The 17469-nt window shown below is 43.0% G+C and carries 15 protein-coding genes and 1 riboswitch; of the genes, 10 read left to right on the top strand and 5 right to left on the bottom strand.

Annotated features, from left to right (window positions below; genetic code table 11):
- Both GQA99_RS14925 and GQA99_RS14920 read right to left on the bottom strand, forming a co-directional pair.
- Nucleotides 1–618, bottom strand: a complete 618-nt coding sequence (locus tag GQA99_RS14925) for a FapB/FapC family functional amyloid domain-containing protein (RefSeq protein WP_160055013.1) — start codon at nucleotides 616–618, stop codon at nucleotides 1–3.
- Nucleotides 619–839: 221 nt separating this feature from the next.
- Nucleotides 840–2165 (bottom strand): sigma-54 dependent transcriptional regulator, encoded by a 1326-nt coding sequence (locus tag GQA99_RS14920; RefSeq protein ID WP_160055010.1) that lies wholly within the window; start codon nucleotides 2163–2165, stop codon nucleotides 840–842.
- Between the two features lie 521 nt (nucleotides 2166–2686).
- Here GQA99_RS14920 and GQA99_RS14915 point away from each other — a divergent pair.
- The 10 genes from GQA99_RS14915 to GQA99_RS14870 all read left to right on the top strand — a co-directional run bounded on the left by GQA99_RS14915 (nucleotide 2687) and on the right by GQA99_RS14870 (nucleotide 13190).
- A complete protein-coding gene (locus tag GQA99_RS14915) occupies nucleotides 2687–3871 on the top strand; it encodes a PA0049 C-terminal domain-containing protein (RefSeq protein ID WP_160055007.1) in 1185 nt (394 codons plus the stop codon).
- A gap of 161 nt (nucleotides 3872–4032) precedes the next feature.
- The gene (locus GQA99_RS14910) at nucleotides 4033–4557 is read left to right on the top strand and encodes a SprT family zinc-dependent metalloprotease (protein ID WP_229785918.1); all 525 of its coding nucleotides are present in this window, start codon (nucleotides 4033–4035) and stop codon (nucleotides 4555–4557) included.
- Nucleotides 4558–4723: 166 nt separating this feature from the next.
- Nucleotides 4724–5422 (top strand): endonuclease, encoded by a 699-nt coding sequence (locus tag GQA99_RS14905; protein ID WP_189386233.1) that lies wholly within the window; start codon nucleotides 4724–4726, stop codon nucleotides 5420–5422.
- A 50-nt stretch (nucleotides 5423–5472) separates the two neighbouring features.
- The gene (gene rsmE / locus GQA99_RS14900) at nucleotides 5473–6213 is read left to right on the top strand and encodes a 16S rRNA (uracil(1498)-N(3))-methyltransferase (RefSeq protein WP_160054998.1); all 741 of its coding nucleotides are present in this window, start codon (nucleotides 5473–5475) and stop codon (nucleotides 6211–6213) included.
- A gap of 42 nt (nucleotides 6214–6255) precedes the next feature.
- Nucleotides 6256–7203, top strand: coding sequence for a glutathione synthase (gene gshB / locus GQA99_RS14895; RefSeq protein ID WP_160054995.1), 948 nt, complete (start codon nucleotides 6256–6258; stop codon nucleotides 7201–7203).
- A gap of 106 nt (nucleotides 7204–7309) precedes the next feature.
- Complete coding sequence (locus GQA99_RS14890; protein ID WP_229785919.1) at nucleotides 7310–8590, top strand: alkaline phosphatase; 1281 nt, start codon at nucleotides 7310–7312, stop codon at nucleotides 8588–8590.
- A 72-nt stretch (nucleotides 8591–8662) separates the two neighbouring features.
- The gene (locus GQA99_RS14885; RefSeq protein WP_160054989.1) at nucleotides 8663–9700 is read left to right on the top strand and encodes a methyltransferase; all 1038 of its coding nucleotides are present in this window, start codon (nucleotides 8663–8665) and stop codon (nucleotides 9698–9700) included.
- A 145-nt stretch (nucleotides 9701–9845) separates the two neighbouring features.
- Nucleotides 9846–11513, top strand: a complete 1668-nt coding sequence (locus GQA99_RS14880) for a flagellar assembly protein A (RefSeq protein WP_160054986.1) — start codon at nucleotides 9846–9848, stop codon at nucleotides 11511–11513.
- A gap of 34 nt (nucleotides 11514–11547) precedes the next feature.
- Nucleotides 11548–11922 (top strand): DUF4144 family protein, encoded by a 375-nt coding sequence (locus tag GQA99_RS14875; protein WP_160054983.1) that lies wholly within the window; start codon nucleotides 11548–11550, stop codon nucleotides 11920–11922.
- 89 nt (nucleotides 11923–12011) lie between these two features.
- On the top strand, nucleotides 12012–13190 hold the full coding sequence (locus tag GQA99_RS14870) for a site-2 protease family protein (protein ID WP_160054980.1): 1179 nt from the start codon (nucleotides 12012–12014) through the stop codon (nucleotides 13188–13190).
- A 77-nt stretch (nucleotides 13191–13267) separates the two neighbouring features.
- Here the strand turns inward: GQA99_RS14870 and GQA99_RS14865 are convergent, their stop codons facing one another.
- From GQA99_RS14865 to GQA99_RS14855, 3 genes are all read right to left on the bottom strand, one after another.
- Nucleotides 13268–14377, bottom strand: coding sequence for a succinylglutamate desuccinylase/aspartoacylase family protein (locus GQA99_RS14865; protein ID WP_373291443.1), 1110 nt, complete (start codon nucleotides 14375–14377; stop codon nucleotides 13268–13270).
- 3 nt (nucleotides 14378–14380) lie between these two features.
- Nucleotides 14381–15760 (bottom strand): lysine-sensitive aspartokinase 3, encoded by a 1380-nt coding sequence (lysC, locus tag GQA99_RS14860; protein ID WP_160054974.1) that lies wholly within the window; start codon nucleotides 15758–15760, stop codon nucleotides 14381–14383.
- 134 nt (nucleotides 15761–15894) lie between these two features.
- Nucleotides 15895–16070, bottom strand: a riboswitch (Lysine riboswitch).
- A 296-nt stretch (nucleotides 16071–16366) separates the two neighbouring features.
- A complete protein-coding gene (locus GQA99_RS14855; RefSeq protein WP_160054971.1) occupies nucleotides 16367–16807 on the bottom strand; it encodes a DUF3293 domain-containing protein in 441 nt (146 codons plus the stop codon).
- Nucleotides 16808–17469: the final 662 nt, after the last annotated feature.

The raw sequence follows: 17469 nt of genomic DNA, 5'->3' as shown, positions 1-17469 counted from the left end.
TTAATTCCCGTTTGGTAACTGCAACGAGAACTGGTTAATGGCAATATTTTTATCGCCAGAAATCTGATTAACTTGCATCACACCTTGGGCATCCAGAAAACTGTCTGGAGCAATTTCGGCTTGATAATGTGATAGTTGATAAGTTGAAGGGGCAAATTGGCTCGACACCTGGGTTAATGCTGAGTCACTTAATCCCTGGCCCATGATGGTTTCGAGTGTTGAATCCATCGCAATACTGCCGATATTGGCTTGCATGTTGAGCTCACCACTCACTTGATTAACACTGACTAACCCCTGAAATAGCGCAAAGGCTTGGCTATCTATTACCGTTGTAAATTGTTTATTCACATCAGATACCGATTCTGATTGCGGCAATATATGATAATTAATCGTTTTAATAGCAGTGCTGTATCCCACTGCATGGCTATTAGACTGAATATTAAAGTCGCCTGCGGCCTGATTAATACTCGCACGTCCTGCACCTTGCAATACATGTGAACCAATAACACTCGAATCATCAGCTTGAGATTGTGCAGCCAGCAATAACATGCTTAATTGCATCCCTCGCTTTAATGACAGTTGCAAATGCTTGCAATGTACTTTGCTAATGATATCCATAAGATGTTCCTTCCATACTTGATACAAGGATATAGCAACCCTTGTGCCAATATAAAAAAGGCATATATTTCAATTTGATAGGTTTTCAACGTTCAAAGGGAAGTCTTAACAATGAGATGATATAAATCTAGGCTATTGAATTAATTGTAGAATTTATTTTAAGCCTATTTCTCAACAATAAGACTCAAAAAGTAAAATAAGACATAAGCAGCAAAATAGGCTTAAGTAAGCTGTAACCCGTGTTTATCCATTAATCGATAGAAAGTAGCTCGAGAAATATCTAAATAGCTTGCAGCTAACTCAACTTGGCCATCAGCAATCAAGATAGCCTGCTGCAATGCTTGCTTTTCAGCAGTGTCTTTTAAGGTTTTAAGTGACAAGGCAATATGTCGTTTTTTATCTATACTGGCTAATTCTAGGTTTTGCGCGCTTATTTGCTGCGTGTCGCTCAATACTACCGCTCGGCGCACACGATTAATTAATTCACGGACATTCCCAGGCCATGGATAATTTAATAACGCATGGCTAGCTGATTGCGATAATGGCTTTGTTGCCAGGCCATATTCGTTTGAATACACACGGATAAAACGGTTTGCCAGTCCAATAATATCATCGCGTCGATCTTTTAATCTTGGCGTTTCGATAGTAATCCCATTTAAACGATAATAAAGGTCTAACCTAAACTGCCCCTGATCAATGGCATTTTCTAAATTGACGTGGGTTGCCGCTAAAATACGCACATCGCTAGACTGAGGAGTACCGCCACCAACAGTGTCGAAAAGTCCTTCTTGTAAAAAACGCAGTAAATTAACTTGCAGCTCGGCAGGTAAATCGCCAATCTCATCAAGAAACAACGTGCCTCCATCAGCAAGCGCAATTTTACCTTTTCGGCTACTCGTTGCGCCTGTAAACGCACCTTTCTCATGCCCAAATAATTCCGATTGAACTAACCCTGCAGCCATAGCACCACAATTGACTGTAATAAATGGTCCGTCTTTTCGCGTTGATTGTTGATGTAATGTCGTTGCAACCAATTCTTTACCGGTGCCAGACTCACCACGGATCAGTACCGGGATATCGGTAGGCGCTACACGCTCAACCTGTCTAAATAATTGCTGCATTACAGCAGATTGAATAATTGGTTGTTCAGGATCATTACAAGGAAAATCGGGCTCAGTAGACTGATGTTGTTGCTTCAATTTAGCCAACCCCATTCCATGTCCCAAACACTTTGCTAATCTTTCTGGATCAATCGGGCTGGTGCAAAAGTCCCACGCAAATTGGGCTATAAAGGTGGTGATTTCGGCGTTATCAAGCTGAGGTTTATTAATGAGTACAATGATGTGAACCCTCGGGTCGAGTTCCCTCACCAAGTAGTTAACTTCATTGATGATACTGCCTTTACGAAGATCGATTAAACAAAGCGCGCAGTCAGTAGGTATTTGTTGTTTGTCGTATGAATTAATGTAGTGAAGCTTAAAATGCAGTCGAGAAAGTACGTCATTTAGCTCATTACACTGAAATCCTGCCAATAGTAATGGTTCCATGTTGATATCCTTTCGATACAGTGAGCACATCAATAACTAATCGGAGATTAGTTTGTGCATCTTATCTATAGATATAACCAACTATGTGACGTCCTATATGCAGAAAAGCGACGCTACATATCTATGCAAAGCGCCCCCAAAAGAATACCTTTTCAATTGAGTATCATGACACATTTGCGACTCTGTCATTAAGCTTGGCTTTCTCCCCAGAGCAACCAAACAATGAATATACGACTAAGATTTATTTCAGCTATATCTTGTTATTGCCTTAGTATGGTTCACTTACGCAATTTTTGTCGTAAATATCAGCCTTAAGAATAAAGTGTTTGTAAAATTTAACGGCCAAAAAACTTATTCAATTTAAGTCAGCAACTTAAAAGGTTCACATAATCAGCGTTTGTCTCTTGTGCACTATTAAATCAACACTATATCTGTGTTATAACTGTCAATTAGACCTCGTTTTGACCTTATATCGTTAAACACAACCCAAATAAGGGCATGCTCGTCCTTAAGGAACCGTGATGATTAATCGCAACGCTTTGCTCATGTTAAGTTCAGCGGCATTTCTCACCTTATCTCATACCGCCATTGCTGGCCAACTGCCAAAAAACATTGAAGAGATGCGGGTATCTAAAGCGGGTCAAACTATGCCGCAAGTGGTCAACCGCTACCAAGCCATTAACGAGACCCTTGAGGTCAAATTACAGCAGGCAAACGACGAGCTATCTGTCACAGAAATGGCCGCTCAACAAGGTCATCGATTATGGCAGCAAGCCGTGCGTGATGTGCAATCAGGCCATGATGACGATCGCTCTCTATACTGGAGCCGCCTGGGTATGCGCAACACGCTTAAGCAAGACAGAGCGGGGTTTAACATTGCAGATTGGCAGCGCGAAATATTAGTCAGCGCGGTTGAAAAGTCATCGCGTGGATTCAGTGATATAGAATTCGATCCTAACACTCACATTAATATTTTGGTTACAGGGTTCGATCCATTTTTTCTAGACCGCAATATTGGTCAAAGTAATCCATCAGGATTAGCGGCACTGGCCTTAGACGGTTATCGTTTTAACGTTAATGGCAAAATGGCACAAATTGAAACGGTAATGATCCCCGTTAGATTTGGCGATTTTGACAACGGGATTATTGAATCATTACTGACCCCGTTTTACCGTAACAATAGTTTAGATATGTTATTTACCATTAGTATGGGCCGCGACAATTTTGACATTGAACGTTTTCCTGGGCGTAACCGTAGTGCTGATGCCCCCGATAATCTAAACGTGCTAACTGGCGCCACTCATCGTAACCCTAAAGCACCACTTTTTAATGGCGGCACTTCAAACGATGGTAAATTAAATGGCCCAGAATTTGTGCAATTTTCATTGCCGGTTGAACTAATGCAGGCAGTTAAAGGCCGCTGGACGGTTAACGATAATCACCAAATTAGAACGATGTCTCGAGGTCAATTTTCAGCAAAATCATTAACAGAATTACAAAATGAAGTTTCGGTAGAAGGTTCTGGCGGTGGATATTTGTCAAATGAAATCTCGTACCGCAGTATTTTATTGCGCGATCAATTTAACTTGAACTTGCCTGTGGGTCATATTCATACTCCACGAGTTAAGGGCTATGATGCTCAAGTTGAAGCAGACATTGTTGAGCAAATCAAAGCCATGATCGCTGCTGCGGCAACGTCTTTATAACAATAACCGCTAATGGCTAATGGCTAATGAATGACAGCTTGGCAGCTGCAATCAAAAAACAGCTCAAGCTTAGAAATGAGAACATGCTTAAAAATATATTTAACCTTGCTTTACGAGCTCGAACTACTCTAGATAAAGCAAGTGCACCTGCGAGCGCCAATATGGCCTCAAATCAACGCAGCGCAGACTTAACAGCAAACCATGCTAAGTCTGCTTTACAGTTGCAGATACTCGCCAAGGTTGAAAGTGATTATCAACATGCTGAACATCACTTTAAGCGAGTGTTTCCACGCCCTATCGTGCAATTTACCTTACGCGGAAAAAGCGCAGGAACCGCTCACTTACAAACAAACCGATTACGTTTTAACCCAGTGTTATTGGCAGAAAACCCACAGGTGTTTTTAAGCGAAGTCGTGCCACACGAAATAAGCCACTTATTGTGTTACCAACTTTTTGGCCGTGTAAAACCCCATGGAAAAGAATGGCAAAGCATTATGGTATCCACTTTTAAGGTGGCGCCAAAAACCACCCATCAATTGAATGTCCAATCGGTGAATGGGCAACAGTTTGACTATTTTTGCGGTTGTGGCAACACCACATTATCCATAAGACGCCATAATCGAGTGATCCGTGGTCAAACACAGTATCGCTGTCGTCGCTGCAAGCAAACCCTTCAACCTATCTGACACAACTAAGCGTCATAACCCCATAAAATATTATCAATTGCGTCATGGCAGCCTATGCCTTACCATCTGCGCAAAATGACGGATTAACTCCGCAAACATTGTATTTTTAGTTTACTTTTTAGGGTTTATTTTGCGCTTATCTTATTATCACTCTTGGTTTTTCGGGGTGTCGCTTTTATGCGGCATTTTTTCAACCACTGTCAATGCCGCTGAACATCCAAGTAGCTTTAGACAAGCTAAAACCATTGCAAAAAAAATCTATCAACAATTGCCTCTCAGTACCTTTTATTGCGGCTGCGACATCGCCATTAGCGGCAAACTATGGCAAGCCGAACATGCTAGCTGTGGCTATCAAGTCCGCAAACAAATCATCCGCGCAAACCGAATTGAATGGGAGCACGTTGTCCCAGCATGGGAATTTGGCCACCAGCTACAATGCTGGCAAGACGGCGGCCGTAAAAATTGCGGTAAGAACAGTGAGCAATTTAAAAAAATGGAGGCCGATTTACACAATCTTGTGCCAGCCATCGGTGAAGTAAACGGAGACCGCAGTAATTATCGTTTCAGTGATTGGAACGGAAAACCTGATCAATATGGCCAATGTGCCATGATTGTCGATTTTAAAGGTCGTAAAGTACAACCACCAGTACAAGCACGTGGCCCAATTGCACGCACTTACCTTTACATGCAGCAAACCTATGGTTTGCAAATCAGTAGCAGTCAGAAAAAACTGTTTAATGCATGGGACAAAATGCAGCCGGTTTCGGCAAGAGAATGCCAACGTGATAGCTTAATCGCGGATCACCAAGGTAATCATAATGATTTTGTATTCAAACAATGCCAAAATAACGGCTTAATCCGTTAATTGAATACCCAGCTATTATTTGAGCCACTAATTATATAAGGTCGCCACTGATGAGAGTTCCACGCATTTACCAATCCATAGACAATCTGCAGCAAGGGCAAACCGTTCAATTAGATGATGACGGTGTCGCTCATATTGGTCGTGTATTACGCATGGGAAATGGTGATAACATCAGTTTATTTAACGGCGACGGCAATGACTATTTAGCTGAAATTACTGATGTCAGTAAGAAATCGATTACTGTTACGGTCTTAAGTTGTGAGGCAAATAATAGTGAGTCACCACTTGATTTACATTTAGGCCAAGTGATTTCTCGTGGCGATCGCATGGAATTTACCGTACAAAAGTCGGTAGAGCTTGGTGTAACCACAATTACACCGCTATTTTCAGATCGCTGTGGGGTCAAACTCAGCGGTGAGCGTTTAGATAAAAAGCTGCAACAGTGGCAAAAAATTGTCATCAGTGCCTGTGAACAGTCTGGCCGAAGCGTGGTGCCTATTGTGCGCCCGGCGATGACATTAGCTCAATGGTGTGAAGAACAAACCTGTGCGGTAAAGCTCAATTTACATCCGCGTGCCTCTCACGGTATAAATGGCTTGCAATTAAATGCTGACAATCACAAAGTCAGACTGTTAATTGGCCCTGAAGGTGGATTGTCAGATGAAGAAATCGCCATGACAGAAACTCATCATTTTACTGATATTTTGCTTGGCCCAAGAGTGCTTCGCACCGAAACGGCATCGTTAACAGCAATTACCGCACTACAAGTTAAATTTGGCGATATTGGCTAGTACTCAGTCGATATTATCTCCCCATATAGTAAGGAAATATCCATGATTAAGCTCGGCATTGTAATGGACCCAATCAGCGACATTAACATCAAAAAAGACTCAAGTTTTGCGATGTTGTTAGCCGCACAGTCACGTGGTTATCAATTGTTTTATATGGAAATGCACGATTTGGCGATGGTCAATGGCAAAGCCATGGCAAACATGCGTCCATTATCGGTTAAGCAAGATGCAAATGACTGGTTTACATTAGGTGACGCAGTAGATACGCCATTAGCTGACCTTGATGTGGTATTAATGCGTAAAGATCCACCGTTTGATACCGAATTTATCTACGCCACTTATATGCTAGAGCGCGCAGAAGAAGAAGGCGTATTAATCGTTAACAAGCCACAAAGTTTACGCGACGCAAACGAAAAACTGTTCACGGCATGGTTTTCTGAATTTACCCCAGAAACCATCGTCACCCGTGACGCTAAACGTATCCGTGCGTTTCATCAGCTCAAGCAAGACATTATTCTTAAGCCATTAGACGGCATGGGTGGCACCTCTATTTTCCGCGTGAAAAAAGACGATCCTAACGTTGGGGTGATCATTGAAACCTTAACCAGTTATGGTCAGCAATACGCCATGGCCCAAGCCTTTATTCCAGAAATCACTCAAGGCGACAAACGCATTTTAGTGGTTGACGGTGAACCAGTACCTTACGCGTTAGCCCGCATTCCGATGAAAGGCGAAACCCGTGGTAACTTAGCGGCTGGCGGCAGCGGTGTTGCCCAAGCGCTATCAGAAAGCGACTGGAAAATTGCCCGTGCGATTGGGCCTGAACTGAAAAAACGCGGCCTAATTTTTGTTGGTTTAGACGTCATTGGCGATAAACTCACCGAAATTAACGTCACCAGCCCAACATGCATTAAAGAAATTGAAGCCGCCTTTGATGTTGATATTACTGGCATGTTAATGGATGCCATTGAAGCGCGTATTAACGCTTAACATATTAGGACGAATCATGGATTTTTTAGCGACGTGTAAACGCTCAATAAGCTGCTTATTGTTAATACCTTGCCTTTGTGCGCCAAGCGTAATGGCCAATGATGAAATGATAAGTCCTGCTGCAGTAACCGGATCAGCAAATAGTAACGTGCCAACAGCAGGGCCTGCTCGACCCAAAAATATCATCATCATGATTGGTGATGGTATGGGCCCTGCGTACACAACGGCTTACCGTTATTATAACGATAATCCCGAAACAGAAGAGATCGAACAAACTGTGTTTGATCGCCTACTGGTTGGTATGTCGAGCACCTACCCTGCCTCTGTCAGTGGCTATGTGACCGACTCTGCAGCTTCAGCTACAGCACTGGCGACCGGTTTTAAAAGCTACAATGGTGCCATTAGCGTCGATGTTGAAAAGCGTCCACTTACGACATTAATGGAAAAAGCCAAAGCACTAGGTTTAGCCACTGGTGTCGCGGTCACGTCACAAGTTAACCACGCGACACCGGCAGCATTTTTGGCCCATAACGAAAGTCGCAGCAACTACATCGACATAGCACAAGCCTACCTGGACACAGATGCTGACGTGATTTTAGGCGGTGGCCAGCAGTATTTCCCCCCTTCATTATTGGCACAATTCACTGGCAAAGGTTACCAACATTTGAGCGAGTTTTCGAAACTCGACGCAGTAACATCACCCAAAGTGTTAGGGTTATTTGCAGATGTGCAATTACCTTGGGCGATTAACGACAAACAGGGCCATAAACTCAGTAAAATGACCCAAAAAGCCATCGACCTTTTATCACAAAACCAGCAAGGGTTTGTATTATTAGTCGAAGGCAGCTTAATCGATTGGGCAGGCCACAGTAACGACATTGCAACCGCAATGGGGGAAATGGACGAGTTTGCCGCGGCTGTTGAAGTGGTTGAGCAGTTTGTGCGTCAAAGTAAAGATACATTAGTGGTGATCACAGCCGACCACAATACCGGTGGACTCTCTGTCGGAGCGAATGACAAGTACGAATGGAATCCAGCTGTACTTCATAACGTTCAAGCCAGCCCAGATGAAATTGCCACGCGTGCTATCGCAGAGCCACAATGGCAAACTGTTATTGCCACCTTGATTGGTTTTAAGCCTTCTGAAGCTGAGTACGCCACACTTGAAAATGCACGCATGCAAGGCAACGAACCTCTGACAGTCGCATTGCGTAAATTAATCGATGAGCGCTCAAACACAGGCTGGACAAGCGGTGGACATACCGCGGTTGACGTACAAGTGTTTTCATCGGGCCCTGGCGCAAGACTCTTTGGTGGTCACCAGGATAATATCGACATTGCCAATAAAGTGTTTAGCTTATTACCCGAATCGACCGCTAAACCATAACGGTTCGAAACAGCCTTTTGTTCCACAAACAAAGGGCTGTTAATTTTTTATTCTTTACCATGAGTAATTCAAGTGCTAACAAATCCATCTCAAGCATTAATCCGCAACAGTGAACTATTCCAGCAACATAGGGTATTAATACTCAATTATGAAGCTGATACCTTTGCAAACCAATGCCTAGAGTCTGCGAGCCATATCACCGCATTAGCATTCGATTTTAATCACCACCAAACATTGTCACCTTACGCTAACAGCAATCTGCAGTGCTATTTTGGTCATAAACTCCCCGATGGCTTAGCAACAGAAAAGTACGACAGTGTGATTACCTACTTTCCTAAAGCAAAACCCTTAATGGGTTACTTACTGCAATTAGCGGCTCAGCACTTAGCCATAGACGGTTTATTAGTGATTGTGGGCGAAAACAAAGGGGGCATTAAGTCTATCGCTAAATTAACCCCTGACTACTTTTCAACACCAATAAAGCAAGATAATGCCCGTCATTGTTTACTTTATACCTGCTATTTAACTCAGGCAGCGCCGCCACTTTCATTAACTGATTGGGTAAGCCAATACGCTCTAGACACACCGCAAGGGCAACTACAAATTTGCAATCTTGTTGGCGTATTTAGTGAAAAACGCCTCGATCAAGGTACCGAACTGTTACTGTCGCACTTACCCGATAACTTGCAGGGAAGAGTGTTAGACTTTGGCTGTGGCGCGGGGGTGATAAGCGCGGCATTACTCAAGGCAAACCCACAGCTAACCATTGAATGTATTGATATTAATGCCATGGCGTTAGCGTCTTGCCAGCTCACCCTTGCAGCAAACAATATGCAGGCGAATGTGTATCCGTCTGATGGGTTTAATCAAGTTAATGGCCAATTTAACGGCATCATCTCAAACCCACCGTTTCATGATGGGTTAACAAGCACGACCGACATTGCAACCCAATTTGTGAAACATAGCGCCAGCAGCTTAGCGCCTAAAGGCGTTTGGCAAATTGTGGCGAATCGTCACTTACCCTATGCAGATACTATCGCCACCTATTTTGGCAATGCGAATGTATTAGCAGAAAATAATAAGTACAAACTGTATTTTCATCAGCGTTAATGCGGGTTTACTGCTGGAAATGGACTTCAATATCAGCTAAATTGACTCAAAGGCAAAATGGCGCACACTTTTAGGTCATTTTCATTGTTAATCTATTGCCTTCGTTTTAAACCATAATAAAAATAAAAACAAAACAAAGGATGTTATGTTAGAGCCCTCAGTCATAGCGCTAAGCGCAGATAAATCAAAAGCAGAACTCCGTGTAGTTCCTAATACTCATGGCCCGGTGTCAGCTGAAGACATTCATGCTTTACTCACTCAGCCCAGTTTTGCCATGTTGTTTCCCGTTGCACCAGCAATCACTAAAGCCGTAACCGAAATTAACGCATTATGCGGTCAAAAACCTGGCGACCATGAATTATTTTTTGCGATTGCCGAGCGTAAAGACGGCAGCGTAGGCATCACCGTGAGTGACGATAAAATGCATGCCAGCATGAAAATCACTTCGGCATGGGGTGGTAAAGACATGACCCTGCCAGACATCCTCAATATGCTCAAAAGCAAAAAAATCAAAATGGGCTTAAGCAAGCCAAAAATCATGGCATTAATGCAGCGCTTATCGATTTTGCCTCCAGGCGAAAGTTGTGAGGGTGTCATCGCTTGTGGAAAACCCGCTATCAATGGTGAAAATGCGGTCATTACCAGGAAGGTGGCGTTAGCGCGTGAGCGCTTATTACAGCCACAGGAGCGTGAAGACGGCTCAGTCGATATGCGCAATTTAGGGGCATTAATTACCGTAAAACCCAATGACCTATTAATGGTAAAAGTTCCCGCAACACTTGGCACACCCGGTTTTAATGTTCATGGTGATGTACTGCAACAAGTCCCCGGAAAAGATAAACCCATGGAGCCAGGCCCTGGTACCAGTTTGCACCCAAAAGACCCTAACAAGCTGATTGCAACCTTGTCAGGTCAACCCGTTGAAAACCGTAAAGGCATGCAAGTAGACGATATGCTGCAAATAAAAGATGTTGATGTGCGCTATGGCCACGTCAATTTTAAAGGCAGTATTCTCATTACCGGTGACGTACACGAAGGTATGGAAGTGAAAGCCAGTGGCGATGTAACCGTAATGGGCTTTGTCGAGTCTGCCAGCATTGAAGCGCAAGGCGATGTCATTGTCAGTAAAGGCGTTATTGGCCGATTAATTAAAGAGCAACAACTCAGCACCCACATTAAAGCTAGCGGACAAATTTGTGCTCAATTTGTGCAATATTCCAACCTAGAAGCGCAAGGTAATATTTTAGTCACCAAGCAATTGCTGCACAGTCATACAACCTCTGGCGATAGCATAACGGTCAGCGATGCTCAATCAAGACGAGGCGACCTAGTGGGCGGTATCGCCACCGCAGCCAAAGGCATAAGAGCGATTGCTTTTGGCGCAACCGCAGGCACTAAAACTGAGCTGTTTTGCGCTATGCATCAAGGTGAATTAAAGCAACAGCTTAAGGATCTCGATGACAGTATTAAAAGCATGGTTGTTGCTGGGTTAGAACTTGAAGCTCGCTTACGAAAATTGCCACCTAAAACAGAATGGCAAAATGATGCCGGCATGATTGAGCAAGTCAAAATGATGCTCGACCAAAAGAATCAAATGGCGGCTGAGCGTAATAAAGAAGAAATGGAGTTCACTCAACATCAAAACGAAGTTGAAGGTTATTTTGATAATTACTTTATCAAAGCTGAAAAACACATTTTTACCAATGTCGAAATCCATATCGGTAATGCATTTAATCGCACGCAACGCGAACATGGCCCGTGTGTTGTCAAAAACGTTAATCAAGAAGTATCGTACGATTACAGTAACCGCTAACCTAAACAGCACTCAATAATGAAACAGGCACATTATGCAGCAAATACATTGGCCAGCAATTTTAAAGTTTGATCAAGATGATGAGCTAATGTATCTGGCCAACCATCAAGATTGGTTAAGCTTTATTTGTGCCAATCAATATACTGTTTGCGTACAAGACACATTGATTGACAGTAGCGGCGACATTTATCTTATCGCAAAGCCGCAACCTGAACACACCTCAATCGACACGAGCGTGGCACAACTGCCACACCTCGTAAAACAACCGCAACCAATAAACGTGTTACAAATGTTGCCTTTAGTACGCCAATACGGCCAATTTCAGGGGCATTGTTGCAGCGCAAAAATCGTTTTCACCACAATAGAGCAAGGCATTGCCACTGTTGCTGAATTAGAACAGCTTTATTAAACAATAAAATTCCATTGCCCATTGAGCATCAAACAACGCTCTGGCAAAATGCCCGCATACTCACCGTCTTTAAGCTCTGAGAATCCTTAATGGAATTACTTAATATTGAATGTCTTGGTAAACGCTTACGCCTAGAAGGCTCTATTGCAGGTTGGCAGCAACTTTATTGGGACAACCAACTGGTATCGCAAAAGTCAGCCAGTGCGAGCGATCAAGCTTTTCATATTCACTCGTTTGAACTCACTCAACAATTTGCTCAACAGGTTAATCCCCTTGATGCACAAAATGACCCTCTCAATGAGAATAGTACCAATGAGAATGGTGCCGATGTGACTAATACCGCGCACACTAAAGCGATCCCTGTGCGCCTAGAAATAGACGTTAACTGGCAGCCTTTTCAGCTCGACTATTGCTTACTGGTCGATGACGAACAGGTCACTCAAGGGAAGCGCAGCGTCAGTGACATTGAAAAACAAACACCTGAAGTACCAGTCGCTAAAACGCAAAAAATCAGTATTGTCGGCTTAGCCTCATTGGGGTTTAAGCTTCTTAAAAGTGCAAAAGTGATTAAAGTGCTGTTTGCAGGCGCCAGTGTGGCCGCATATTCCTGGTTATTCTCACTAGAATTTGCCTTAGCACTGATTGGCTGTTTAGTGTTTCATGAATACGGCCATATTCGTGCCATGAAACACTTTGGCATGAAAACCAAAGGCATTTATCTTATTCCCTTTGTCGGCGGATTGGCCTTAAGCGATGAGCGTATTAACACTCGTTGGCAAGATGTTTATATCTCGATTATGGGGCCGACATTTGGACTGATTTTATCTGTCATTAGCTTAGGTCTGTACTGGATCACCGGTAATATCTTTTTTGCCGGACTTGCTAGCTTTAACGCGCTACTCAACCTGTTTAATTTATTGCCGATTTTACCACTCGATGGTGGCCATATTTTAAAGAGTATCAGCTTTTCAATGAACAGTATGGTCGGCCTAATCGCCTGTGTTTTAGGTGCCGCTGCAGGTGTATTTATCAGCTACAGCCTAGGCCTTGCTCTATTAGGCTTTTTACTGCTGATTGGTAGTGTAGAAATTGTTTTTGAATGGCGCAGCCGTCATCAAAGTCACTTATTGCCGCTTGATCGATACGGACAGATTTTCTCAACCATGTGGTATTTGTTAACGGTAGCGGGCTTAGTGGGGATTATTTGGTACTTTGCAAGTACAGGTGATGACATGTTAGCAATCCCACTGCAAATCCTTGGCAGTTAAGCTCAAGGCCTCTCTCGCATCGTCATTCAGTCAAAACCAAAACGCCTGCAAAATGCAGGCGTTTTGGTTATTTTTGTTTAAAGCCTAAACACATTGGTCATCACTTTATAGAGCTCAGTGCCTTGATGTACCGACGCTGACGCAAAGTGTAAAATGGGCACACAATCCATTGGCAAGCTAATCGCTTGATGCGCGTCATCGGTGCCATATAAGTCCATACGCAATATATTCACTAATGGCTGTCCGGCATTAAGTGGTTGGCCGACCACAGCGCAATATTCAATTAATCCCGCTTTAGGTGCATGAAACTTTTTATAGTCTTTTAAATAGCAACCAAAGCGCGCCATTTGAGCTGGCTCTACTTTTTCGCGGATCACCCCTCGATGACTTAAATACGCTAAAATACCTTTTGCATCTTCCAGTCCATCAGCTAAATCAATCCGCTCCTGACTCGCCAGCTCTAGGGTAAATGCCGACACAGGCACAGTGAATTCACGCCCATGTTGTGCGGCAAAATCTGTGAGTTGCCACCAGGGACAAAATGCCGCTTCATCCATTGCGCCACCAAAGCTATTAGGTATAACCAAGGTGTAAGGAATAGAGAAAAAACGCGCAGCTTCAATGTCATACTCAGGGCAATACAAATGCTTGCATGACTTAGGCCCGGTATGTAAATCCAGTACTATATCTGCCTGGTGTGCCATTGCTTGCAGGTTTACCGCCAACCTATGGCCTGTTGTGATACCAAAAGGCTGATTGAGTCTTGCATGACACGACTCAACTAACCTATCTCGGTAGGCATCGAATAACGCAGCATTACTCAAGTGTTGATGCTCAGCATACCAGGTCGTTAAATCAATATTGTGGTCAAAGTATTCACGGTTCCAATTGACGCCAGTGATAGGGTCAAACCGCCCTAAGGTAAACTCGCCACTTTTTTGATTAATGCCCAACGGATTTGCCAAAGGAGCCAGCTTGATATCACCAAGTACATCGTAGCCTTCGAGCAAGGTCATCAGTTGATAAATTACTGCATTACCTTGCACTTCAGCACCATGAACATTGGCCTGAATATACACGCTTGGTGCCGCGTTATCAGAGCCTTGAATATCATAAAGCGGTATGCTGAGGGCTTGCCCTGTGGCAAGCTCTCCCACTTGTATATTCGACCTTATCATCTTACTCATCAATTACGACTCAAACAGATTTTGATGCAAAGCATTAACCACCTGCGCAGCTTCTGACTCAGACACCAACACGCACAAATTATGCGGACTCGCACCTTGACAAATCATGCGTACATTGTGGTTTTCGAGCACTTTGAACACACGGCTACAAATACCGGCCGTAGACGCAATGCGATTACCAATAATCGCAATTAGCGCTAAATTATCTTCAACACGTACACGGCAGTGCTGTGATAGTTCTTGCAGCAATGACTCGCTCAGTAGCCCCTGGCCACTTGAGTCTGAACCGGTTTTATCTAGGGTCAGCGATACGTTAACTTCAGAGGTTGTGATTAAATCTACCGAAATTTTATGGCGAGCCAGTGTGGCAAACGTTTCCGCTAAAAAGCCCTGAGCATGGAGCATTTGTAAACTATGTAGGTTTAATAATGTTTGATCACGACGAAGGGCAACCGCACGATAAACAGGTGTATCTTCAACTTGATGACGGATCCATGTCCCGCCCATTTCAGGGGCTTTACTGGAACCCACAAACACCTGAATTTTTTGTCTTACCGCAGGTAAAATGGTTGCAGGATGCAACACTTTAGCGCCAAAAGTTGCCATTTCTGCCGCTTCGTTAAAGCTGATTTCGGCAATTGGGCGCGCATTAGGCGCCAGTCTTGGATCTGTGGTATAAATCCCGGCAACGTCAGTCCAAATCTCTACCGCTGTGGCACTTAATGCTTCGGCAAGTAGCGCTGCAGAATAATCACTACCACCACGGCCAAGCGTTGTCGTACGGCCATCTTGGTCTGCACCGATAAACCCTTGAGTCACAATGACATATTTTGCGAGCAACGGCTTTAACAAGTCACCAGACAAAGAGGCAATGGCTTCAATATGCGGCTCTGCACGACCAAAATGGCTGTCAGTGCGAAGCACCTGACGCACATCAAAATGATCCGATGCTGTACCCTTTTCACGGATAACAGCAGAAAATAGAATCGATGAACATTGCTCTCCAGTAGAAAGCAGCTCATCCATAATCGCCTTGCTACGATCAAGTTCTAATGACTCACTTAATACCGACATACGGCTTAGAATTTTATCAATGCTCGCTGCCACATCTTGCGGACGACCTAACTCATCTAAAATGGCATATTGGATTTGCGCAATTTGCTTTAACAAGGCTAAACGACGCTCATCGTTTACATTAGCTTGCGTTAACTCGACCAGCAAATTGGTCACGCCACTTGACGCGCTAACCACCACTAAACGAGTTACAGGGTTTGCTAATACTATATCAGCACAACGGCTCATTGATGCATAATCGGCAACCGAAGTACCACCAAATTTGGCGACCACTAACTCAGGGCGATTTTCTTGAGACACTAGGCTCATAGCGATGCCTCCGCGATTGGCGAAAGACAATAAAAAAAGATGTGATTTACTAACATGATATACACTCCGAACACACTACGTTCGAAGAGCCTGGTGCTAAGATAACGCACCCTTAAAGAAGGGAAACAGCAATCATCACCAGAAGCTCTCCACCAATAAAAACAGGTGACAATCGTTAGGATTCAGCCTATACGACCGGTACCAATGTGTGCCACACAATTTGATACCTCGGCGCTAATCTCCCTCGTAAGTTGTCATCGGACTGGCATCCTCAAACTTACTACCTAGTTAACGCTCCTCTTCTGTGCCTCCCTAAGGAGGGACTTGAAAAATAGCAACAAACCTACTGACAAGTCAATCAACAATCGTTGTAAAAATACGCTAATTTAATTTTATTCATCTTCGCGGCGAATAGCACTGCCAGCAACACGACACTCAAAAGTATTAAAACTATCATTTGATGAATGTTCATTATGATGAAAAGTTGTCATTTCTTTGGTTTAAAAACACCAAAACAACAAAATAACGAGACAATAAAACTTAATTGCCTCAAATTAAGGCGCAATATTGCGTCGTAGACCACTTAATATGCATAATCGCCTAATGTTAACTGTGCGCACCAATGTCGGGTAATTCGCTCACTAGGCGTAAACGCTGATTAAAGGCTCCCATATCAACGTCTGGCATTAACGAATCAACGCACGCAACCAGAGACAAAATCCCTTGACTTACATAATAAATGGCATGTTGATTAAACTCTCGACCCAACTCAAGCGCCTGTTCTTTATCAATAAAAACAGCCCAGCTTTTTTCCATATGCGACAAATCAGGTGCCGCACCGACGAGTGCTCGATATGGGCTATTGTACTGTTGAATTTTGAACTGAAGCTGGCGGTCAAGTAAACGATTTTGGCTTGGAGAAAGTAATAAGCCACTGGGATTATGGGCGGTAATAATAGCAAATGGGAAGTCATGTGAAAGGCGTTGTGTGAACAAAAAGTGTGTGCGTTGATACTCATGCCACAATTTATCTATAACATTTTCCATAATATTAATTCGTCAATTAAGCCAAAATCAGTTTAGCAGAGCCTTATGGATTCTTAAAGGTTTGTGATATCAGTCACAAGTATAATATTAATTTCCTCTTTAATATTATAGCGTTAATCACATTAATCTTTCATATGCTTGACGGTTATATTAATTTTTTAACATTTAATTTGTTAACAAATGCCTAAAACGAGTACAATAATCGTCACCTACTATTAAAGCACTGTAGTGAAACCAATAACATCGCTTAGTTAATGTATCAAGCGCTGGTGTTTAAAACGCATTTATTGGTAATAAATCACAATTTTGTGTGCTTAGTTTACACCTGAACGTTTTATGTTCTACATTTGATAAAGCTAAAGGATAAACTGTAATACGTATAAATAAGTTTGCAACATATGGAACTATCTCGATAAATCGTATTCATAGTAGTAAGCCATTTGGCAAAATTTTACTCATTATGCAAAGGCATATCGCATTGCTTGATGGGAGTTAATATACGCGAGACAACTCAGTAACCACACATAGCGTTACAACATACGAGTTAATAAGAGTGTTTTATTCAGGGCAGACATAGATAAACACCATAAAAATACTGGAGTATCAGCGTTCATTAATACGCGATAACAACTTACTAGCAGCGAAACGCTAGAGTCGAATTT

The organism is Shewanella litoralis (genome assembly GCF_009828585.1).
Lineage (GTDB): Bacteria > Pseudomonadota > Gammaproteobacteria > Enterobacterales > Shewanellaceae > Shewanella > Shewanella litoralis.
The sequence above is the reverse complement of the archived record's forward strand: the minus strand, read 5'-3'. Positions and strand labels throughout refer to the sequence as shown.